23 protein-coding genes are annotated in these 23,185 nt (G+C 32.9%); 20 read left to right on the top strand and 3 right to left on the bottom strand.

Going from position 1 to position 23,185, the window contains the following annotated elements; all coding sequences use genetic code 11:
- Positions 1-8: 8 nt before the first annotated feature.
- Both panD and panC read right to left on the bottom strand, forming a co-directional pair.
- Entirely contained in the window at positions 9-356 is a 348-nt protein-coding gene (gene panD / locus B4H69_RS09530) for an aspartate 1-decarboxylase (protein WP_038336011.1), read from the bottom strand.
- Positions 357-441: 85 nt separating this feature from the next.
- Positions 442-1,284: a pantoate--beta-alanine ligase gene (panC, locus tag B4H69_RS09525; protein WP_291093725.1), complete on the bottom strand. Its 843-nt coding sequence runs from the start codon at positions 1,282-1,284 to the stop codon at positions 442-444.
- Between the two features lie 118 nt (positions 1,285-1,402).
- On the opposite strand from panC, the gene B4H69_RS09520 reads away from it, so the two are divergent.
- The 6 genes from B4H69_RS09520 to B4H69_RS09495 all read left to right on the top strand — a co-directional run bounded on the left by B4H69_RS09520 (position 1,403) and on the right by B4H69_RS09495 (position 8,576).
- Positions 1,403-2,215, top strand: coding sequence for a glycogen/starch synthase (locus B4H69_RS09520; RefSeq protein WP_038336009.1), 813 nt, complete (start codon positions 1,403-1,405; stop codon positions 2,213-2,215).
- Positions 2,216-2,230: 15 nt separating this feature from the next.
- A complete protein-coding gene (locus B4H69_RS09515) occupies positions 2,231-3,841 on the top strand; it encodes a DUF4270 family protein (protein ID WP_038336008.1) in 1,611 nt (536 codons plus the stop codon).
- Between the two features lie 45 nt (positions 3,842-3,886).
- Positions 3,887-5,734: a glutamine--fructose-6-phosphate transaminase (isomerizing) gene (gene glmS, locus B4H69_RS09510; RefSeq protein WP_291076684.1), complete on the top strand. Its 1,848-nt coding sequence runs from the start codon at positions 3,887-3,889 to the stop codon at positions 5,732-5,734.
- Between the two features lie 103 nt (positions 5,735-5,837).
- A complete protein-coding gene (locus tag B4H69_RS09505; protein WP_219034121.1) occupies positions 5,838-6,425 on the top strand; it encodes a riboflavin synthase in 588 nt (195 codons plus the stop codon).
- Between the two features lie 2 nt (positions 6,426-6,427).
- The gene (locus B4H69_RS09500) at positions 6,428-7,876 is read left to right on the top strand and encodes an ATP-binding protein (protein ID WP_291093723.1); all 1,449 of its coding nucleotides are present in this window, start codon (positions 6,428-6,430) and stop codon (positions 7,874-7,876) included.
- Positions 7,877-7,925: 49 nt separating this feature from the next.
- Entirely contained in the window at positions 7,926-8,576 is a 651-nt protein-coding gene (locus B4H69_RS09495; RefSeq protein ID WP_291093719.1) for a tRNA1(Val) (adenine(37)-N6)-methyltransferase, read from the top strand.
- Between the two features lie 77 nt (positions 8,577-8,653).
- Here B4H69_RS09495 and pckA read toward each other — a convergent pair whose 3' ends face one another.
- Positions 8,654-10,225 carry a phosphoenolpyruvate carboxykinase (ATP) gene (gene pckA / locus B4H69_RS09490; RefSeq protein WP_019975540.1) on the bottom strand — a complete coding sequence of 524 codons (1,572 nt, stop codon included), beginning with the start codon at positions 10,223-10,225 and terminating at the stop codon, positions 8,654-8,656.
- A 228-nt stretch (positions 10,226-10,453) separates the two neighbouring features.
- On the opposite strand from pckA, the gene B4H69_RS09485 reads away from it, so the two are divergent.
- The 14 genes from B4H69_RS09485 to B4H69_RS09420 all read left to right on the top strand — a co-directional run bounded on the left by B4H69_RS09485 (position 10,454) and on the right by B4H69_RS09420 (position 23,024).
- Positions 10,454-10,690, top strand: coding sequence for an acyl carrier protein (locus B4H69_RS09485; protein ID WP_019975541.1), 237 nt, complete (start codon positions 10,454-10,456; stop codon positions 10,688-10,690).
- Between the two features lie 15 nt (positions 10,691-10,705).
- Positions 10,706-11,959 (top strand): beta-ketoacyl-ACP synthase II, encoded by a 1,254-nt coding sequence (gene fabF, locus B4H69_RS09480; RefSeq protein WP_291093714.1) that lies wholly within the window; start codon positions 10,706-10,708, stop codon positions 11,957-11,959.
- Positions 11,959-12,711 (top strand): ribonuclease III, encoded by a 753-nt coding sequence (gene rnc / locus B4H69_RS09475; protein WP_038336000.1) that lies wholly within the window; start codon positions 11,959-11,961, stop codon positions 12,709-12,711. Before fabF ends, rnc begins: the two co-directional genes overlap by 1 nt.
- 4 nt (positions 12,712-12,715) lie before the next feature.
- The gene (locus tag B4H69_RS09470) at positions 12,716-13,174 is read left to right on the top strand and encodes an IPExxxVDY family protein (protein ID WP_291093711.1); all 459 of its coding nucleotides are present in this window, start codon (positions 12,716-12,718) and stop codon (positions 13,172-13,174) included.
- Positions 13,175-13,205: 31 nt separating this feature from the next.
- Positions 13,206-14,648 carry a pyruvate kinase gene (pyk, locus tag B4H69_RS09465; protein ID WP_291093708.1) on the top strand — a complete coding sequence of 481 codons (1,443 nt, stop codon included), beginning with the start codon at positions 13,206-13,208 and terminating at the stop codon, positions 14,646-14,648.
- A 132-nt stretch (positions 14,649-14,780) separates the two neighbouring features.
- Complete coding sequence (locus B4H69_RS09460; protein ID WP_291093705.1) at positions 14,781-15,773, top strand: mannose-1-phosphate guanylyltransferase; 993 nt, start codon at positions 14,781-14,783, stop codon at positions 15,771-15,773.
- 101 nt (positions 15,774-15,874) lie between these two features.
- Positions 15,875-16,294 (top strand): adenylyltransferase/cytidyltransferase family protein, encoded by a 420-nt coding sequence (locus B4H69_RS09455; RefSeq protein ID WP_114998507.1) that lies wholly within the window; start codon positions 15,875-15,877, stop codon positions 16,292-16,294.
- The gene (locus B4H69_RS09450) at positions 16,294-17,310 is read left to right on the top strand and encodes an NAD-dependent epimerase/dehydratase family protein (protein ID WP_291093702.1); all 1,017 of its coding nucleotides are present in this window, start codon (positions 16,294-16,296) and stop codon (positions 17,308-17,310) included. The genes B4H69_RS09455 and B4H69_RS09450 overlap by 1 nt, the downstream gene beginning before the upstream one ends.
- Positions 17,310-18,629 carry a nucleotide sugar dehydrogenase gene (locus B4H69_RS09445; RefSeq protein ID WP_291093699.1) on the top strand — a complete coding sequence of 440 codons (1,320 nt, stop codon included), beginning with the start codon at positions 17,310-17,312 and terminating at the stop codon, positions 18,627-18,629. Before B4H69_RS09450 ends, B4H69_RS09445 begins: the two co-directional genes overlap by 1 nt.
- 7 nt (positions 18,630-18,636) lie before the next feature.
- Positions 18,637-19,683, top strand: a complete 1,047-nt coding sequence (rfbB, locus tag B4H69_RS09440; protein WP_291093696.1) for a dTDP-glucose 4,6-dehydratase — start codon at positions 18,637-18,639, stop codon at positions 19,681-19,683.
- Between the two features lie 162 nt (positions 19,684-19,845).
- Complete coding sequence (locus tag B4H69_RS09435) at positions 19,846-20,196, top strand: four helix bundle protein (RefSeq protein WP_114998499.1); 351 nt, start codon at positions 19,846-19,848, stop codon at positions 20,194-20,196.
- Between the two features lie 82 nt (positions 20,197-20,278).
- Positions 20,279-20,839, top strand: coding sequence for a dTDP-4-dehydrorhamnose 3,5-epimerase (rfbC, locus tag B4H69_RS09430; protein ID WP_291093693.1), 561 nt, complete (start codon positions 20,279-20,281; stop codon positions 20,837-20,839).
- Between the two features lie 190 nt (positions 20,840-21,029).
- Positions 21,030-21,890, top strand: coding sequence for a glucose-1-phosphate thymidylyltransferase RfbA (gene rfbA, locus B4H69_RS09425; RefSeq protein ID WP_291093690.1), 861 nt, complete (start codon positions 21,030-21,032; stop codon positions 21,888-21,890).
- Between the two features lie 99 nt (positions 21,891-21,989).
- The gene (locus B4H69_RS09420; RefSeq protein WP_291093687.1) at positions 21,990-23,024 is read left to right on the top strand and encodes a polysaccharide biosynthesis protein; all 1,035 of its coding nucleotides are present in this window, start codon (positions 21,990-21,992) and stop codon (positions 23,022-23,024) included.
- Positions 23,025-23,185: the final 161 nt, after the last annotated feature.

Genomic DNA, 23,185 nt, shown 5'->3' with positions numbered 1-23,185 from the left:
TTAATTTCTTAATCTAAACGATTGTTCTCGTTAGGGAAAACAATTGTTGGTTCGTATGTTTTGGCTTCCTCAAACTCCATCATCGCATACGTAATGATGATAACTGTGTCACCAACTTGTACTTTACGCGCTGCAGGTCCATTCAGACAGATTTCGCCACTTCCACGTTTACCTTTTATAATATAAGTTTCAAATCGTTCGCCATTCTCTTGTACCACGATTTGTACTTTCTGACCCACAACCATATTGGCAGCATCTATCAAATCTTCGTCGATTGTAATACTTCCGATGTAGTTTAATTTTGCGTCTGTTACCTTAACTCTATGTATCTTAGAGTGAAAAACTTCTACCATCATAATCTTGCAAAGTTACACTGAACTTATAAATTTCAAAACCTGTTTCAATATTTTTCTATTGATTTGAGAAATTTATTATATTTAATTAAAACTGAATATTATCGATTAAACGTACATCACCTGCATAGGCAACGACAAATCCACGAATATTATAGGCCTCAGAAAAATGTTCGATAGACAACAAGGTTTCTTCATCTGTTATTTCAAAATATTCTAATTCGAAGGGTGAATTTTTGAATTCATTTTCGACGAAAGCTTTTACTTCAGCAACATCTTTTCCTTCATTTTTTAGCGTTACAGCTTGCGATAAAATTGAATAAATTTGAGGGGCATCCGAAGTTTGTTGCGTTGATAAACGTGCATTTCTTGAACTAAATGCTAAACCAGAATCTGCTCTATGAATTGGCATTGGAACAATTTCGACATCTAAATTTTCTTGTTTTACCATTTCTTGAATGATACGAATTTGCTGAAAATCTTTCTCTCCAAAATATGCTCTTGTTGGTTGAACTGCTTTGAATAATTTGCAAACAATTGTAGCTACTCCATCAAAATGTCCAGGGCGAGAAGTGCCTTCCATCACTTGGTCTATTGTACCAAAATCGTAATGTTTTGCACCTTCATTTGTTTCATATAAATCTTCAACAGTAGGCATATAGACAAAATCGCAACCATTTTTCATTAACAATTCTTTATCATTTTCCTCAGTTCGAGGATATTTTGCTAAATCTTCTGGATTATTAAATTGTGTCGGATTGACAAAAATGCTGACGATTGTGTAGTCGTTTTGAGCTTTAGAAGCTTTGACCAAAGACATGTGACCTTCGTGTAAAGCGCCCATTGTAGGGATAAAGCCAATGGTTTTGTTTTGGTTTTTTAACTCGACGATTGCGGGAGTTAATTTTTCCTTTTCGTTAAATATAACCATAACACTGATTTGTTAAAAAAAAACTAATATCTCGCAAAGCTACTATAAGCAAATAATATATCAACATTTTTTTGTAAATTTGTGCCTTATTATTCATTAGGAAAAGAGAGTAGAAATTATGGAAGGAAAGCGCATATTGTATGTAACAACAGAAATGGTACCTTACTTTCCTGAAAATCCGATGTCTTCACAAGCATTAGATTTGCCAAAAATCATGCAAAGTAGTGGCGCAGATGTAAGAATCTTTATGCCAAGATTTGGAGCAATTAACGAAAGAAGACACCAATTACACGAAGTAATACGACTTTCAGGTATGAACATGATTATTAATGATTTGGATCAACCATTAATCATTAAAGTCGCTTCTGTTCCAGGAGAAAGACTACAAGTGTATTTTATTGATAACGAAGAATATTTCAAACGTAAAGAAGTTTATGGAGAAGATAATGGATTATTTTCTGATAACGACGAGCGTTCTATTTTCTTCGCAAAAGGAGTTTTAGAGACAGTAAAAAAATTAAACTGGAAACCAGATGTTGTTCACGTAATGGGTTGGATGTCTAGTTTAGTACCATTGTATCTAAAAAAATATTATTCTGACGATCCTTTCTTTCAAGATGCGAAAGTTGTTGTTTCTTTATTTGACAACGGATTTGAAGGAGAATTAGATAACGAATTAGTTAAAAAATTAGCTTTTGATAAGGTAGAAGCTGATGTACAAACATATTTAGAAAAACCTACACATTTGGGTATGATTCAAGCTTCTTTACAATATGCAGATGCAGTTGCGAAAGGAGAAGAGATGATTCCAGAAGATGTGAAAAACTATATCAACCAACAAAATATTCCTCTATTAGACTATTGTTCTAAAGAACAAGCAAAAGAAGTTTACAATAACTTCTATCTTGAGGAAGTAATGAACTCTAATTAAAATCTGTTTAGATTAATGAAAAAATTTTTGAATGTCCTTTCTGTGTCTGTTGCAATGATGATTGGAATGGGAGCAATTGTTTCGTGTGAGAATGAAACACTAGGATTAGATAACAATGTGATTAGAGGTGAGGCAGAAGGAAATGTAAAATCCTTAGATGTTATTGCTTTTAATGCAAATTTTGATACGCTTCGTACAGATAAATTTGTACTTCAAAATGGAGCTTTTGGTGTGTACAACGAACCAATTTTTGGTTCTACATCCTCTAAGTTTTATACACAAATTAGACCTTCGTCTATTGGTGATCAGGATTTTGGAACAGAACCTAAAGTAGATTCTGTGAATTTGGTAATTCCAGTTTATTACAACACGACTAAAGATCCAATTTCTAAAGATACAATCAATCTTTCTAAACCAGGAGAGAAACCAAAAGATACAGATACAATCCAAATTACAACAAAGTATGCAGTAGATTCTTTGTATGGTAATAAGGATTTGACAATGACGTTGAAAATTAAAGACATTAATACGGTTTTATACAAAGACACAAAATATTTTTCAACATTAAGTGGACTTGAGACGCCAATTTCTGTTAATTCGAGAGTAATTGGAAAAGCTACAATCGGAAAAACAGTAACAGGAAAAGTTGTTAAACAAAAAACTGGAACTTCTAATATTTCTGAGGTTGTTCCTGGTTACAAAGTTTCTTTAGATCCAGATTATTTTGACGAAAAAATTATTAAAAATGCTAAAACAGGATTACTTTCTGATTACGCAACATTTATTCGTGAAAATATCAAAGGTTTAGAGTTTTCTGTAGAAGAATCAAATGGATTTATTGTCAATTTTAATCCAAATAAAATTGACTTGAATATGTATTATTCTAAAAAGAATCCAACTGAAAAAAAAGATACTGATACTGATTATAAAGAACGTGTAAGTGTTACTTATGCTTTTGATATGACAAATCAGTGGAATTCTGGTACTGCAAATAATGCCAATATTATTGCTTCTCAAATTGTGAACAATGCAGTAGGTTCAACTTATTCTACAATCAAACCTGATGAAGTGAATGGTGATGCAAGATTGTATTTAAGCGGAATGAGTGGGAATTATGCAAAATTAAGAATCAATCAAACGCAATTAGATGAATTAAAATCTGAGATGACAAAAAGTAACATTGTGATTCTTGGTGCAAAATTAAAATTCTATATTGATGGTTCTACAGGTTTCCCAAAACCACCTTATTTAGTTGCTTGGAATAATTACAAAAAAGATGATAAAGTTATAAATGAATTGTATGCAGACGTTTTAGAATTCTATAATGCATATCCTACATCAGTTCACTTTAATCCTATTGTAAAAGGAGATACTGATTATTATACAATTGATATCACGAAACATCTAAAAAGCATGTTAGAGAAAGGAAATGAGTTTAAAGATCAAACGATGTTTATTACAATGGGTAATTTTATAACATCTGTTAGTTATGCAACAACTATTAATAGTACAAATCCTTATCAAAATAATAGAGCTTATAATCCATACAGAATTGTTTTACATGGAAATAATTCGGAAGTAGCGGATAAAAAATTGAAATTATTGGTATATTACTCTCAAAAATAGGGCGTATTATATTTAACGAATTTAACTAAAATACTATAAAATATTATGTGTGGAATTGTAGGATATATTGGACATCGCGAAGCGTACCCAATTATTATTAATGGACTAAAAAGACTAGAATATCGTGGATATGATAGTGCAGGTTTAGTTCTTTCTACTGGTACCGATTTTGAATTGGTAAAAACAAAAGGAAAAGTTTCAGATTTAGAAGATAAATCAGCAAATTTAGATAAAACACCTCATTTAGGAATTGGGCATACACGTTGGGCAACACATGGTGTTCCAAATGATGTAAACTCTCATCCACATATGTCTAATAATGGACGTTTGGTATTGGTTCATAACGGAATTATTGAAAATTATGAATCAATCAAACAATTATTAAAAGACAAAGGGTACGTTTTTCATAGTGATACGGATACAGAAGTTTTAGTAAACTTTATTCAATTGTTTCAAGAAGAACAAAATTTAAACTTAACTGACGCAGTTCGTTTAGCTTTGAATGAAGTGATTGGAGCATATGCGATAGCTGTTTTAGACAAAGAAGAAGCAAATACAATTGTCGTAGGACGTTTAGGTTCTCCATTGGCAATTGGTATTGGAGAAAACGAATTTTTTGTAGCTTCTGATGCTTCTCCGTTTATTGAGTTTACAAAAGATGCGGTTTATTTAGAAGATGGTGATATGGCAACAATTACTTTAGACAAAGAAGTAGATGTACGTACAATCCAAAATAACGAAGCAGTTTCTTTAGATGTTCAAGAGTTACAATTAAATATTGAAGCGATTGAAAAAGGTGGTTACGAGCATTTCATGTTAAAAGAAATCAACGAACAACCTCGTTCTATTCGTGATACAATGCGTGGACGTTTATTAGTAGACGAAGGCATTATTAAAATGGCTGGTATTTGGGATCATCAAGAAAAATTCTTGAATGCAAAACGTATCATCATTGTTGCTTGTGGAACTTCTTACCATGCAGGTTTGGTTGCAGAATACATGATCGAAGATTTCGCTCGTATTCCTGTAGAAGTAGAATATGCATCTGAGTTCCGTTACCGCAATCCAATCATCAATAAACACGATGTCGTGATTGCAATTTCTCAATCTGGAGAAACAGCAGATACATTGGCAGCACTTAAATTAGCAAAAGAAAATGGTGCATTTATCTTTGGAATCAACAATGTTGTAGGTTCTTCTATTGCTCGTATTACAGATGCTGGTGCTTATACACATGCAGGACCAGAAATTGGTGTTGCATCAACAAAAGCATTTACAGCTCAGTTAACAATTTTAGCGTTGATTGCTTTAAAATTAGGTAAACAAAATGGTGAATTATCAACAGAGAAATTCAACTTATTAACACGCGAGTTAGAACGTATCCCAGAATTAGTTCAACAAATTTTAGACAACTGTGAAGGTGTAATTGATCAAATTGCTGATAAATACAAAGATAACAGAAATGCAATTTATTTAGGACGTGGATACAACTATCCATCAGCTTTAGAAGGTGCATTAAAATTAAAAGAGATTTCATATATCCACGCAGAGGGTTATCCAGCGGCAGAAATGAAGCACGGACCAATTGCATTATTGGACGAAAATATGCCTGTTATTGTTATTGCAACGAAAAAAGGTTATTACGAAAAAGTAGTTTCTAACATTCAAGAAATTAAATCTCGTAGCGCTAAAGTAATTGCAATTGTTAATGATGGTGATGAGCAAGTAACTGCTATGGCAGATGATTACGTAGTAATCCCAGAAACAGCAGAAGAATTCTCTCCAATCTTAACAGCTATTCCATTACAATTATTATCGTACTGGATTGCCGTTAAATTAGGTAAGAATGTAGATCAGCCTCGTAACTTGGCAAAATCTGTTACTGTAGAGTAAAAATTATTACAGAGATAATATATTTAAGGGATGATGTTTTAAAATCATCCCTTTTTCATTTTATAAGTTTAAATTAATTATTAATTTCACCAAAAATAACATCATGTTTACAGGAATCGTAGAAGGAGTAGGAAAGCTTATAAAAGCAGAGAAAGAGCAATCTAATTTACATTTATGGATTGAAGCTGATTTTTGTGATGAATTAAAAATTGATCAAAGTGTTGCTCACAATGGAGTGTGTTTAACAGTTGTTGATTTCAAATATGGTCTTTACAAAGTCACTGCTATAGAGGAAACCTTACAAAAAACAAATTTTAACACTTTAAAAGAAGGTGATTTGATCAATTTAGAACGATGTTTGCAGTTCAATGGTCGTATCGATGGTCATATTGTTCAAGGACATGTTGATCAAACTGGAAAAATTGTTTCGATAGAAAACCAAAATGGTAGCTTTTTTGTTACAGTAGAATATGATGAAGCATCGTCTGGAAATGTTACAGTAGAAAAAGGTTCGATTTGTCTTAACGGAATTAGTTTAACAGTTGTTGACAGTAAAGTAGGGCAGTTTTCGGTTGCAATTATTCCATATACTTGGGAGTTTACAAACCTTAATCAAGTGAAAGTTGGCGATACAATGAATTTAGAATTTGATATCTTAGGAAAATACGTCAAAAGATTATTCCAAAAATAAAAATGATTAGAAAAAAAAATAACCTATCGCTACCCGTTCGTATTATCATTTATATGGTAACGATTTTGTTATTTACAGCAGGTGCTATCTTGCTGATTACTGCCAATCATTTCAATCAACAAACTAAACAATATCACGAAGATATTCTCAAACGAAAAGTTAGAGCGGTAGAGTCTGCGATAGATTACGAAATGGATAATTATCCTGGAATTGCAACCAAAGATAATATTCATGACATTTTAGAAGATGGTTTTCTTCGCATCGGTGATATCAATAAAACCGATATTGTAATTTATGATTTGCGTGGTAATAAAATTTTAACCACACAGCCAGTTTCAACGACTTATGATGTTTTACCTCAGAAAATATTAGACCAACTACAAAAATCAAATGATTTTATTGTAACGAATAAAGATACAGCCGACGACAATAATGTTTATTCGTCTTATAGTAATATCAAAAATTATTACAACGAAAATATTGCTGTTCTCTGTCTACCTTATCAATCTAACCAAGATTTTTTACAACAAGACATGTTTACATTAATTGGTAGTTATGGATTGGCTTTTGGAGTTATTCTTTTGTTTGGAACATTTGCGGTCTATTTTGTTACTAAACGTACGCTTAATAAACTTTGGTCGTTTGCAGATCGCATTCGGGAGACAGAAGTTATTGTAAACAATATGCCTATTCGCTATGACGGAAATGATGAAATCAAAGTTTTGGTCGATTCTTACAATGATATGTTGTATCGTTTAAAAGATCAATCCGATTTAATAGCCAAACAAGAAAGAGAAGAGGCTTGGCGGGATTTTGCGAGACAAGTTGCACATGAAGTTAAGAATCCATTGACTCCAATGCGATTGATGATTCAGAATTACATGCGAAGATTTGACCCAAATGATCCTGATATTGAAGAAAAAACAATGCGTACAGGAAATATTTTATTGCAACAAATTGATACCATTTCAGCAATAGCAGAAGCTTTTTCTGACTTTGCAAAAATGCCTTCTCGTAATGATGAAAAAATTGATGTGATTGATGTGATAAAAAATACACTGTATGTGTTTCCAATGGAATATATTGAATTCAATTATTCTCCCGAAATCATTATGATGCATTTTGACAAACAATATTTAAACAGGGTTATCACCAATATTACGAAAAATGCATTTCAATCTATTCCCAAATCACGTAAGGCAAAAGTAAAAGTTGATGTTTTACTGATAGATGGTTTTCTGCATATCAGTATAAAAGATAATGGGGATGGAATTCCGGTAGAATCTCAAGACTCTATTTTTGTTCCAAAATTTACAACGAAGAACAGTGGGATGGGGATTGGTTTACCAATGGTCAAAAAAATTATAGATGATTACGATGGAACCATCCGTTTTGAAACAGAGGTTTCAGTTGGGACAACGTTTTATATTTTGATTCCTTACAATGAATAGAAAACCTTTTCGATTCAAACAATTCGAAATTTTTCAAGACAAAACTGCAATGAAAGTAGGAACAGACGGGGTTTTACTTGGAGCATGGTCAAATCTCGAAACAGGAGAAAATATTTTGGATGTCGGAACAGGTACCGGTTTGATTTCTTTGATGCTGGCACAACGTTTTCCAAACTCAAGAGTTGACGCAATTGAAATTGATCATGATGCCTTCTTGCAAGCGAAAGAAAACTTCGAGCATTCTATTTTTTCTGAACGATTAAAGATAAAGAGTACATCACTTCAAGCTTATTCAAGCGATAAAAAATATGATCTAATTGTTAGTAACCCTCCATTTTTTACCGTTAATAACTCTGTTGATTTTGATGCACGTAAGCAGGCTCGTCAACAAGAAACATTAACTTTTACAGAGTTAATAGAAAATACGGCAAAAATGCTTCATAAAGAAGGTGTAGCAAGTTTTATTATTCCATATGATCAAATGGATGATTTTTATGAGAAAGCCTCTCAAAATGATTTAAAATTATCTAGAATAGTTTATGTAAAGGGAAATTCTAATTCATCAATTAAACGTGTTTTGCTGGAATTCAGTTTTCAAGAGCGAATAGTTTCAAAAGAAGAGTTGGTAATAGAACTAGAACGTCATCAATACACCAACGAATACATCAGCCTTACAAAAGATTTTTATTTAAAAATGTAATCTATACCTAGAATAGATTAGAAATAAAAAAACCGAGCAAATTGCTCGGTTTTTTTATTTTATTTGAAAGTCAATTTTTAAATTGTCGGTCCACCGGCTAATAAATCAGCAGTTGCAAATTCCTCAAACTTTTTGAAGTTTTCTTTAAATTTAGCAGCTAATATTTGAGCATTTTCTTTATAAGCTTCTTCAGTTGTAAATGATGTAGCAGGATTTAATTTTTCTTGTGCAACACCTTCAATAGCAACCGGAACTTCGAATCCGAAATATGGGTCTTTTCTGAACTCAACATTATTTAGATCTCCATTCAGTGCAGCATTAATAACGGCACGTGTATCTTTTAAAGACATGCGTTGTTTTTGACCATTCCATCCTGTATTGATCAACCAAACATTAACACCTGTTTTCTCCACTTTATCACTTAACATTTCTGCATATTTAGTCGGATGTAATGGCATAAATGGTGCGCCGAAACATGTAGAGAAAGTTGTTTGAGGCTCTGTAACACCAGCCTCTGTACCTGCGACTTTAGATGTGTATCCTGAAATAAATAAATAAGCAGCTTGATCCGGATTTAACCTTGCGATTGGAGGAAAAACACCATAAGCATCAAAAGATAAGAAGAAAATATTTTTAGGGTTTTTTCCTACTGATGGAACGGCGATATTTTCGATATAATCAATCGGGTAAGAAACACGTGTATTTTCTGTAATAGAAGTGTCTGTGAAATCTACTTCGTTTGTTCCTTGAACCAATTTACAGTTTTCCAATAAAGCTCCGTCTTTAATTGCAGCAAAAATTTCAGGCTCTCCTTCCGGAGATAAGTTGATTACTTTTGCATAACAGCCACCTTCAAAATTGAATACAGTATTGTCTTCAGTCCAACCGTGTTCATCATCACCAATTAAACGTCTGTTTTTATCAGCGGATAAGGTTGTTTTACCCGTTCCGGATAAACCAAAAAACATGGCTGTATCTCCGTTTTCACCAGAGTTAGCAGAACAGTGCATTGGCAAAGTTTTTCTAAATACAGGCATAATAAAGTTTAATGCAGAAAAAATTCCTTTTTTCATTTCTCCTGTATAGCCTGTTCCACCATTCAAAACGATTTTGCGTTTGAAGTTTAGAATCGAGAAATTGTGTTGTCTTGTCCCGTCTTCTTCTGCATTTGCAACAAAAGTTGGCGCATTAATAATCGTCCATTCAGAATCTCCGAAGTTTTTTAACTCTTCTTCTGTTGGACGGATAAACATATTGTAAATAAACAAATTAGCTGCAGGAGTTTCAGTGATCGCTCTGATTTTCGTTTTGTATGAATCATCTGCACAAGCAAAAGCATCGCGTACATAAACTTCACGGTTACTTAAGTGAGCAACAACTTTGTCATACAGCGCATCAAATTTTTCAGAATCGAAAGGAATATTAATATTTCCATCCCACCATACGTTATCTTCTGTAATTTCGTCTTTTACAATAAAACGATCTTTAGGAGATCGTCCTGTGAATTCTCCTGTAAGCATATTCACTGCTCCAGAAGAAGTAATTTCTCCTTGTCCTAACTCTACCATCTTCTTGGTAAGTTCTTCAGGAGATAATTGATAGTTGATTTTGGAATTTTTTATTCCGTAAGATGCCAATTCTATGCTCATTTTTGTGATTTTATAGTATCTTTATAAGATTAAAGGTAAAAACTTTGTGCAAAGTTACAATAAAAAAAAGCGTGAAAAATTTGACTTATGTCATTCACTTAAACGTTTTCGTGAATATTTATTCACCATATATTTGTAAGTTCTTATGCGTGCATATAAAAAAAAGCTTGTATTTAATATAAGTTTTATATTTTTGCACTAGTTTACAACAATTAAAATTAGAAAATTATGTCTGACATTACATCAAGAGTGAAAGCAATTATCGTAGATAAATTAGGAGTTGACGAAAGCGAAGTTACTCTAGAAGCAAGTTTCACTAACGATTTAGGAGCTGATTCATTAGACACTGTAGAATTAATCATGGAGTTCGAAAAAGAATTTGATATCCAAATTCCAGACGATCAAGCAGAAAAAATTTCTACTGTAGGTCAAGCTGTAAAATACATCGAAGACTTAAACAAGTAATAGTTCCTAATTTTTATGGAATTAAAAAGAGTAGTAGTAACAGGTTTAGGCGCGCTAACACCAATCGGAAATACATACCAAGAGTATTGGGATGGATTAGTGAATGGTGTAAGTGGCGCTGCGCCTATTACGCTTTTTGATGCAACTCTTTTTAAGACACAATTTGCTTGTGAGGTTAAAAACTTCAATATTGAAGACCATTTTGACCGAAAAGAAGCGCGCAAGATTGATCGTTGTGCCCAATTGGGAATTGTGGCTGCAAGAGAAGCTATCAAACATAGTGGTATTTTAGATGCTGCTAATGCAAACAAAGAGCGTATTGGTGTTATATGGGGATCTGGTATTGGTGGAATTAAAACTTTTGAAGAAGAAGTGTCTAATTATGCCACAGGAAATGGAACACCTCGTTTCAATCCTTTCTTTATCCCTAAGATGATTGCAGATATCACACCTGGTCATATTTCAATGGAATTTGGTCTTATGGGGCCTAATTATACAACTGTTTCGGCTTGTGCCTCTTCAACAAATGCAATTATTGATGCTTACATGTTATTAAGACTTGGAAAAGCTGAAGCAATAGTTACAGGAGGTTCGGAAGCTGCAATTACAGCATCTAGTATTGGAGGGTTCAATGCTTTGCATGCGTTATCAACCAGAAATGACGATCCACAAACAGCCTCTAGACCATTCGACAAAGACCGAGACGGTTTTGTAATGGGAGAAGGTGCAGGATGTATTGTTTTAGAAGAGTACGAACATGCAATTGCACGTGGAGCTACAATTTATGCTGAATTAGTAGGAACAGGAATGACAGCAGATGCTCACCATATTACAGCTCCACATCCCGAAGGATTAGGCGCATTAAATGTGATGAGAGAGGCTTTATTAGATGCCAATATCAGCGTAGAAGACGTGGATCATATCAATATGCACGGAACATCTACACCATTAGGTGATATTGCAGAATCTAAAGCAATTCAAAAATTATTTGGAGAACATGCTTATAATATTCAAATCAATTCAACAAAATCTATGACTGGTCACTTATTAGGTGGTGCAGGGATTATTGAAGCGATTTCGGCTATTGGAGCAATCAATAACAGTATCGTTCCACCAACAATTAATCATTTTACGGATGATGAAAATCTTGATCCGAAAATCGATTATACATTTAACAAAGCAAAAGAGAAAAATGTAGATTATGCATTGAGTAATACTTTTGGTTTCGGTGGTCACAATGCTTGTGTGATATTTAAGAAGTATAAGTAATGTCTTTCTTAAAAAAATTATTTTCTTTTAAAAATCATCGTGATGATTCAAATTCATCTGATCCTTTTTTGAAATTTTTGAAGTCGATTTTGGGTTATACTCCTCGCAATGTTGAGGTTTTTAAAGAAGCATTTACCCACAGATCTGCACAGAAAAAAGATGAAAATGGAAACAGTATAAACTTTGAAAGATTAGAGTTTTTAGGAGATGCATTACTTGGTGCTTCTGCAGCAATGCACTTATACTACAAAGCGCCAGATCAACAAGAAGGTTATTTGACAAAAATGCGCTCTAAAATTGTTTCGCGTAAACAATTGAATGCCGTTTCCAAACAACTTGGCTTGTTAGATTATTTGGATCCAATGAACAATCACAACAATTTAGGTGAAGATGTAAATGGTGATATGTTGGAGGCGTTGGTTGGTGCAATTTATGTTGATGGAGGCATAGATGCTGTACAAAAATTTATTCAAGTCAAAATTATTGACCCTTATGCGGATTTAGATCGTTTGGAACACACGATTACAAGTCACAAATCGTTGATTTTGGAATGGAGTCAAAAAACGAGAAATACGATAAGATTCAATACATTTGAGGAGCAAAACGCAGAAGATTTGCAGGTTTTTGTGTCAGTAATCCGTCTGAATGATAAAGTCATCTCGAAAGGGAGAGGAACTTCTAAAAAGAAAGCCGAAGAAAGCGCAGCAAAACGTGCGTACTATTCGCTACAAAAGAAAATAGAAAAAGTTTAGAAACATGGCAGAATTACTCTTATATGATGATTGGATAGATTTTCATCTCATAGGCGTAAATTCTAGTTTTAACACTTCTACACAATTTATTTTCCATCTCAACTCTACTTTTGATACGCGTTTTGAGCGTATTCACGATTTGGATATTCGGTTAGATGAGCATACTTATTTTTTCGAAACCTATCAATGGTTAGACGAAGCAAATAAAATAGATTATCATATCATTAAAAATACTCCAAATCAATCCGATTTTAAAAAAAATGAAGTAGATTTATCAAATCTTTTCAAAGAGAGCGTTATTCTTGTGCCAAATTACAAGGATTGCAACTATGTAGTAAAAATCTCTGGTTGGGAAGATGAACTACAATATCTTCAACTACCATTTGTAGAAAAAGATTTTATAAGAACGATCAAAAAAATAGATATCGATTTGATTAGCAATGCAGATCAATTGGTTTTCTAACAAAATATTGTGCATAAAAAAAGGGAAAATTATGATTTACGATAGACAATATCTTAAAAAGACAAAAATTGTCGCGACTTTAGGTCCGGCAACCGATAGTCCAGAGATTTTATTAGAAATGATGAGAAAAGGAACAGATGTGTTCCGTATCAACTTTTCGCACGCAGATTATGCGGATGTGAAACGTAAGATTGATACAATTCATCAATTAAATAACGATCATGGCTACAATACAGCAATTTTAGCGGATTTACAAGGACCTAAGTTGCGTATTGGAAAAATGGAACACGAAGATTTCGTAATCAATCCAGGAGATATTTTAACATTTACAAACGAAGATGTTGTAGGAACGAAAGAAAAAGTTTTTATGACGTACAAAAAGTTTGCGCAAGATGTGCAAGTGGGAGAAAATATTTTGATTGATGACGGAAAATTAATCTTCAAAGTAATCGAGACAAACGGAACGGATACTGTAAAAGCAGAAACGATTCAAGGAGGTCCATTACGTTCTAAAAAAGGAGTTAACTTACCAAATACAAATATCTCTTTACCAGCTCTAACAGAAAAAGATAAAGAAGATGCAAAATTCGCAATCGAAAATCGTGTCGATTGGTTTGCATTATCTTTTGTACGTTCTGGACAAGATGTAAAAGATTTATCAGAATTTATCAAAGAAAATGGAACATTAAAAATTCCAATTATCTCTAAAATCGAAAAACCAGAAGCATTAGAAAATATTGATGATATTTTAGAATTTTCTGATGGATTAATGGTTGCTCGTGGAGATTTAGGAGTTGAGGTTCCGTTTGAAATAGTTCCAAAAGCGCAAAAACAATTAATTGACAAAGCGAAATTAGCTCGTAAACCAGTTATTGTTGCAACACAAATGATGGAAACAATGATTTCTAGTTTGACACCAACTCGTGCTGAGGTTTCTGATGTTGCGAATGCAGTTTTTGATGGAGCAGATGCGGTAATGTTATCTGGAGAAACTTCTGTAGGACAATATCCTGTACAAGTTATCGAGAAAATGACGAAGATTCTTCAAACTGTTGAAGATGATGATCACGTACATGTACCAGAACACAAACCAAAGATCAAAAACGAACGTTTCGTAACTGATATGGTTTGTTATAATGCAGCTAGAATGGCAGAAGATACAGGAGCGAAAGCAATTGCAACTTTAACATATTCTGGTTATACAGCTTTCCAAATTTCTTCTCATCGTCCAAATTCATTTATTTTGGTTTTCAACCCAAGTAAACGTATTAACCGAATGTTGAATTTGTTATGGGGAGTAAAAGCAATCAATTACGATCCTCGCGATACTTCTACCGATCAAACGGTAACAGAAGTAAATATCTTAGCAAAGAATGCAGGTTATGTAGAATATGGTGATTATATCATCAATCTTAATGCAATGCCAGCATTTGAGAAAGGAATTACAAATACATTACGTATTTCGATGATTTAATAAAATCAATAATAATAGTTTAAAGCGTTCAATTTTTGAACGCTTTTTTTTGTATGTTAAAGAAAAAAATGATTTTAAAAGATTTGTTAAAATATAATTTATTAACTTCGTCAGTTCGAATTAGAAGAATTTATGTGTATTTATAACGTGATATTATCTGGAGGAGTAGGAAGTCGTTTATGGCCACTTTCTCGTAAAAGCCATCCAAAACAATATTTACCTTTGTTTAATGAGCAATCATTATTTGAGTTAACGATTCAACGTAATCGTCCAATTGCCGATAAATTAATTGTGATTGGGAATAAAGATAATGACCATTTAAGTCAAGAAGTTTTAGATAAACTTGATGTTGAATACACAAAAATTGTAGAAGCTGTTCCGCGTAATACAGCGGCGGCAATTGCATTTGCAGCTTTAGCAGTTGAGGATGATGATATTCTAATTGTTACACCATCTGATCATTTGATTGAAGATATGGAAGCTTACCAAGTTGCAATGAAAAAAGCGATTGCGCTAGCCGAAAAAGATTATATCGTAACATTTGGTGTTCATCCGACTCGTCCAGAAACGGGTTATGGTTATATTGAGCACAAAGGAGATAATGTACTTTCTTTCCGCGAAAAACCAAATCATATTACTGCGCAAGATTTTATCGAGCAAGGAAATTTTTTGTGGAATAGTGGAATGTTTTGTTTCAAAGCAAAAATTTTACTGAAAGAATTAAAGAAATTTGAGAAAGATATTTACGAAGCTTCAAAAATTGCTTGGTCTGACAATATTAACGGAGAATTGAACGAAGAACTTTCAATGAATATTCCATCAAATAGTATCGATTACGCCGTAATGGAACGAAGCAAGAAGATAAAAGTAGTTCCAGCAAAATTTGTTTGGAATGATTTAGGTTCTTTCGAATCCTTGTATGATTATTTTGTGATGAACGGACATTATGTCGATCGTAATGGAAACATGGTGATTGGAACAGATGTTTATACTTCTTTTGTTGGTTTACAAAATACCATTTTTGTGAATACCCCAACAGCGAATTTAATTCTACAAAAAGAATATTCACAGGAAGTAAAGAATGTTTACACGCATTTAGAAAAAATAAATTCTGAATTAATTTAAATACTTAGCACTCGATTTGAGTGCTTTTTTTATGTCAAAAAAGCTTAAAATTAATTCAATATAAATCCGTAAATTTGTCGTTCCAACAATATTATTATAAAATGACAACGGGAATTACATTCGGTATATTTGACCTTCTTCATGCAGGTCATGTGATGATGCTCGAAGAAGCCAAAAGACAATGCGACTACTTAATTGTAGGGCTTAATACAGATCCTGCAAGTGTAGATCCTTCCAAGAATAGCCCTACGCAATCCATAGTAGAGCGTTATATTCAATTAGAAGGCTGTCGATATGTCGACGAAATTATTCCCTACGAAACCGAACAAGATCTGTTTGATATGCTAAGTGCTTTACCAATAAATGTTAGAGTTATTGGGGAAGAATATCGAAATATCGACTTTACAGGAAAACAATATTGTTTAGATAATAATATTCAAATTTACTACAACAAGCGTACACATCGCTTCTCTAGTTCTGGATTAAGAAAAGTAGTTGCGACTTCTGAAAAGGAGAAATAATGAAAACAGTATTAATAACTGGTGTAGCTGGTTTTATAGGTTACCATTTAGCTGAAAAATTAATCGAAAAAAATATCAAAGTTGTTGGAATTGATAATATTAATGATTATTACACTGTACAGTTAAAATATGATCGATTAAAAGAATTAGGAATCAATCAAGAATTTGCTTCAAATTTTGGTCAGAAAGTTCTTTCTTCTAAACATGAAGAAAAGATGATTTTCTATCGAATGAATTTAGAAGATAAAGAGTCATTGGCTCAACTTTTTAAAGAATATTCGTTTGATGCGGTTGTTAATATGGCAGCTCAGGCTGGTGTTCGTTATAGTATCGAAAATCCTGATGCCTATGGACAAAGTAATTTGGTTGGTTTTCTAAATATTTTAGAATGTTGCCGAAATTATAACGTCAAAAAGTTATTGTACGCAAGTAGCTCAAGTATTTACGGAAACTCTTCAGATGTTCCTTTTTCAACAAATCAAAATGTTGATCATCCTATTAGTTTATACGCTGCAACCAAAAAAGCAAACGAGCTAATGGCGCATGCGTATAGCCATTTGTACGATTTCCAAACGATAGGTTTACGTTTTTTTACCGTTTATGGACCTTGGGGACGACCAGATATGGCGATGTTTTTGTTTACAGATGCAATCTTAAATCATCAACCTCTAAAAGTGTTTAATCACGGTGATTTATCACGAGATTTTACGTACATTGACGATATTATTCAAGGAATTGAAAAAATTCTTGAAGATAAAAATACAAACGAAAAATACCAATTATACAATATAGGAAATAGTAAACCTGTTCAATTAATGGACTTCATTAAAGAAGTTGAACATTCGACAGGTGAAAAAGCTATTTTAGAAATGTATCCGATGCAAGCAGGAGATGTCAATCAAACATGGGCAGATGTCCAAGATTTGAAAGAGAAATTTGGCTATAATCCTAATTATCCTGTTGACAAAGGAGTTTATAACTTTGTACAATGGTACAGAAAATATTATAATAAATAATGAATCAACAACATAAAATAGCAGTTATCGGCTTAGGTTACGTAGGTTTACCTTTGGCTCGATTATTTGCAACAAAATACCCTGTTGTTGGGTTTGATATCAATCAGAAACGTATTGCTGAATTAAATAATGGAATTGATTCAACTTTAGAAGTTGAAAATGATGTTTTACAAAATGTTTTAGTTAAACAAAATCCTTTTAATTCAGATTCTGAGCTTGTCGAAGAATCTCAAAACGGATTGTTTTGCTCTTCGAATACAGAAGATATTCAGGAAGCAACAATTTTTATTGTAACGGTTCCAACTCCTGTAGATAAAAATAATAGACCTGATTTAACGCCGCTTAAAAAGTCTTCAGAAACGGTAGGTAAAGTTTTAAAACCAAATAATATTGTTATTTACGAATCAACGGTTTATCCAGGTGTTACAGAAGAAGAATGTATTCCAGTATTGGAACAATTTTCGGGATTAAAGTTTAACCAAGATTTTTATGCGGGATATTCACCAGAGCGAATTAATCCAGGAGATAAAAAACATACGGTTGAGAAAATTTTAAAAGTAACATCAGGTTCAACTCCAGAAATTGGTCAAATTGTTGATGATTTATATAAATCGGTAATTGTTGCTGGAACACATTTAGCACCTACAATCAAGGTTGCAGAAGCGTCAAAAGTAATTGAAAATTCGCAAAGAGATATCAATATTGCGTTTATCAATGAATTATCGAAGATTTTCTCGCTAATGGATATTGATACAAATGATGTTTTAGAAGCAGCTGGAACAAAATGGAATTTTTTACCATTCAAACCAGGTCTTGTTGGAGGACATTGTATTGGTGTTGATCCATTTTATTTGGCTCAAAAGGCACAAGAAATTGGTTATTATTCTGAATTAATTTTAGCAGCAAGACGATTGAATGACTCGATGGGCGCATTTGTAGCTTCTCAAGTGGTTAAATTGTTAATAAATAACGATATCAAAGTAAAAGGAGCGAAAGTTCTAAATTTAGGAATTACCTTTAAAGAAAATTGCCCTGATATTCGTAATTCGAAAGCAATTGATGTGATTAATGCTTTAGAAGAATATGGAATCGAAGTGACAACTTTAGACCCTTGGGCTAACCAAGGTGAGGTGATGCATGAATATGGAATAAAATGTCATTCAGAACTTCTCGAAGGATCTAAATTTGACGCCATTATTTTGACTGTTTCACACAACGAATTTTTAAATCTTCAGTTAACGGATTATTTAAAAGAAAATGGAGTGATTTATGATGTAAAAGGGGCTTTGCCTAAAGAAGAAGTTGATAAACGACTATAAAAATACTATGAAAACTATTTTAATTACTGGAGGAGCTGGATTTATCGGTTCTCACGTTGTAAGAGAATTTGTCTTAAAATATCCTGAAACGAAAATTATCAACCTTGATGCGTTGACGTATGCTGGAAATTTAGAGAATTTGAAAGATATCGAAAGTAAATCAAATTACGAATTCGTAAAAGCTGATATTACTGACGCAAAACATATATTAGAGGTTTTTGAAAAACATGAACCAGATGGAGTAATCCATTTAGCTGCCGAATCTCACGTGGATCGTTCAATTACAAATCCGTTAGATTTTGTGATGACAAATGTGATTGGAACAGTAAATTTATTGAATGCTGCAAAAACGATTTGGAACAATAATTTCGAAGGAAAACGTTTTCATCATGTTTCGACAGATGAGGTTTTTGGCGCTTTAGGAGATGAAGGTTTTTTTACAGAAGAAACTTCTTATGATCCGCATTCGCCATATTCAGCATCAAAAGCATCTTCGGATCATTTTGTAAGAGCATATCATGATACATATGGTTTACCGATTGTTTTGACGAATTGTTCTAACAATTACGGGCCAAATCATTTCCCGGAAAAATTGATTCCGTTGTGTATTCATAATATTTTAAACGGGAATCCATTGCCAATTTACGGAGATGGAAAATATACACGCGATTGGTTATTTGTGATCGATCATGCAAAAGCGATTGATTTAGTTTTCCATGAAGGAAAAAATGGAGGTTCTTACAATGTAGGAGGTTTCAACGAATGGAAAAACATCGATTTGGTAAAAGAATTGTGCAAGCAAATGGATGAAAAATTAGGGAAAGAAGCAGGAACTTCAGAACAATTAATCACATTTGTGAAAGATCGTCCAGGACATGATTTACGTTATGCAATTGATGCAACAAAAATCAACGAAGAATTAGGCTGGAAACCAAGTGTGACGTTTGAGCAAGGTTTGAGTCTAACTATCGATTGGTTTTTATCCAACAAAGAATGGCTAGACAATGTAACCTCTGGCGATTACCAAAAATATTACGAAAAACAGTATAATTAATAGTTAATAAGGTTAAGAAAGTTAAGAAGGTTAAGAAAGTTAAGAAAGTTAAGAAAGTTAAGAAAGTTAAGAAAGTTAAGAAAGTTAGTTCTCCCCATTTCTCTATTTTCTCATTTCAACTTAAGCCTTTTTTACCACCACACATATAAAACTTTAAAAAATATGGCTAGTCATAAAGAATTAAAAGTTTGGCAAGAATCTATGGATTTAGTCGTCTGTATTTATGAAACTGTAAAAATTTTCCCTAAAGAAGAACTTTACGGATTGACAAGTCAAATGAAACGGAGTGCGGTCTCTATCCCAAGTAATATTGCAGAAGGAGCAGGTCGACAAAGTCAAGCTGAGTTTATACGTTTTCTTTATATTGCGCTAGGTTCAGTAAGTGAACTTGAAACGCAATTGGAAATAGCTTTTCGATTAGGATTTATTGGTAATTTAATACAATTTCAAAAGAGTATAAATTATATAAAAAGTATGCTTTCTAAATTGATTAAATCATTGAGAATAGATTAACCTTTTTATATCTATCTAACCTTATTAACCTTTTATAACCTTATCAACTTTATTAACATTATAAAACAATATTGACAATTAAATGAAAGCGACAGAAACGAAATTAAAAGGTTGTTTTATTTTAGAACCTACAGTTTTTGAAGATTCGAGAGGTTATTTTTTTGAATCATATAACGAGAATAAATTGAAAGAAATTTTGGGTTATAAACCAACTTTTGTTCAAGATAATCAGTCTAAATCTTCTTACGGTGTAGTTCGTGGATTACATATGCAAGCAGGAGAACATGCCCAAGCAAAATTGGTTCGTGTGGTAGAAGGAGCGGTAATAGATGTTGCAGTTGATGTTCGTCCAGGTTCTGAAACCTATGGTCAATCAGTTGCAGTAGAATTATCTGCTGAGAATAAACGCCAATTGTTTATTCCGAGAGGATTTTTACATGGATTTTCTGTTATTTCTGATTCTGCTACATTTTTCTATAAATGTGACAATGGTTATAATAAAGAGTCAGAAGACGGCGTTAACCCTTTAGACAGCGAACTGAATATAGATTGGCAAATTCCAACAGATAAAATGATAATCTCTGAAAAAGATCAAGAAGCACAGTCGTTTGAGGAATTTAAAGTTAAGGGGTTAGAAGGTTAAGAGGTTAGAAAGGTTAGGAGGTTAGGAGGTTAAGAGGTTAGGAGGTGATAAAGTTAAAAAGACTAATTTTGCCATATAACCATATAACCATATAACCATATAACCCTTTAACCATATAACCATATAACCATATAACCATATAACCATCTAACCATCTAACCATCTAACCGTTTTAACAACAAAAAAAAACATGAAAGGAATAATATTAGCCGGAGGCTCAGGTACAAGGTTGCATCCATTAACATTAGCTGTCAGTAAACAGTTAATGCCAGTATATGATAAACCAATGATTTATTATCCATTATCAACTTTAATGTTGGCTGGAATTAATGAAATATTGATTATTTCTACACCACACGATTTACCTCATTTCGAGAAGTTATTAGGTGACGGTTCTCAAATAGGATGTAAATTTTCTTATAAAGAACAACCAAGTCCAGATGGTTTAGCGCAAGCGTTTATTCTAGGAGAAGAATTTATTGGTGATGATAAAGTAGCTTTAATTTTAGGAGATAATATTTTCTATGCTTCTGGAATGTCTAAATTATTACAAGATTCTGCGAATCCTGACGGAGGAGTAGTTTTTGCATATCAAGTATCTGATCCTGAAAGATATGGTGTTGTTGAGTTTAACAAGAATAATGAAGTAGTTTCGATTGAAGAGAAGCCTTCTGAACCAAAATCAAATTATGCAGTTCCGGGATTATATTTTTATGACAATAATGTGATAGAAATTGCTAAAAATATAAAACCATCTCCTCGTGGAGAATTAGAAATTACAGACATTAATGCCGAATACCTAAAAAGAGGTAAACTGAAAGTAGGTGTTTTCAACCGTGGAACAGCTTGGCTAGATACAGGTACAATCAACTCTTTGATGCAAGCGGGGCAATTTGTTCAAGTGATTGAAGAACGCCAAGGAATGAAAATTGGAGCTATTGAGGAGGTAGCCTATAGAATGGGATATATCAACAAAGAGCAATTAACAAAAATTGCAGAACCATTACAAAAAAGTGGTTATGGGGAGTATTTAATGAAGGTTTGTAAATAAGACAAATAATTGTTTTTAAATGTTAGATCAAATAATTATTGATATTCTATTTTACTAAAAAAAATATTTTTAAAATCTAAAATGTAATTAATAAAAAAAATGCAAATAAAAGATAAAGTACTTCTAATTACAGGTGGAACAGGTTCTTTTGGAACAGCTGTTCTTAACCGTTTTTTAGCAACCGATCATTTCAAAGAAATTCGCATTTTTTCACGTGATGAGAAAAAGCAAGATGATATGCGTAATCTTTACAAAAACGATAAAATTAAATATTATATTGGCGATGTTCGAGATTTCAACTCAGTAGAACCAGCGACTCGTGGTGTAGATTATATTTTTCACGCGGCAGCATTGAAGCAAGTTCCTTCGTGCGAATTTTTTCCAATGCAAGCAGTAAAAACAAATGTAGAAGGTACGCAGAATGTGATCCGTGCTGCCTCTTCTAATGGTGTTAAAAAAGTAATTTGTCTTTCGACAGACAAAGCAGCTTATCCAATTAATGCGATGGGAATTTCTAAAGCGATGATGGAAAAAGTTGCTGTTGCAGAAGCACGTAACTTGACTGAAACTGTTGTATGTTTAACACGTTATGGGAATGTAATGGCATCTCGCGGATCGGTTATTCCATTGTTTTTAAATCAAATTCAAAAAGGAGAACCTATCACAATCACAGATCCGAACATGTCTCGCTTCTTCATGTCTTTAGAAGATGCAGTAGATTTAGTTCTTTTCGCTTTTGAAAATGGAAACCCGGGAGACTTGTTTGTGAATAAAGCTCCAGCAGGTTCGATTGGAGATTTAGCTCAAGCCTTAATAGAATTAACAGGTAAAAAAGTTCCAGTAAAAGTAATTGGTACACGTCATGGTGAAAAGTTATACGAAACACTTTGTACACGTGAAGAAATGATGAAGGCTGAAGATATGGGAGATTTTTACCGTGTACCAGCAGATAATCGTGATTTAAATTATGCAAAATATTTCTCGGAAGGAGAGAAAGATGTATCTATAATTGAGGATTATCATTCGCATAATACAGAACAACAAGGTGTAGAAGGATTAAAAAAATTAGTATCTACATTACCTTTAATTCGTAAAGAGGTATTCGGTGAAGATGTAATGCAATATCCTTATTAGTGATTAGGTACTAGAGACTAGGAATTTAAATATTGGTTTAATATTAAAATAAAATGCAGATACATAAAGATTTAGAAGTTTCTTTAAATGAACATATAGATACGATTGAACAAATTGAAAAAATGTTAAATAGACTAATCTAGTATCGTAATCAAAACTAT

The sequence above is a fragment of the Empedobacter sp. UBA6745 genome, from assembly GCF_002453775.1.
In the GTDB taxonomy this organism is placed as follows: domain Bacteria; phylum Bacteroidota; class Bacteroidia; order Flavobacteriales; family Weeksellaceae; genus Empedobacter; species Empedobacter falsenii_C.
The sequence above is the reverse complement of the archived record's forward strand: the minus strand, read 5'-3'. Positions and strand labels throughout refer to the sequence as shown.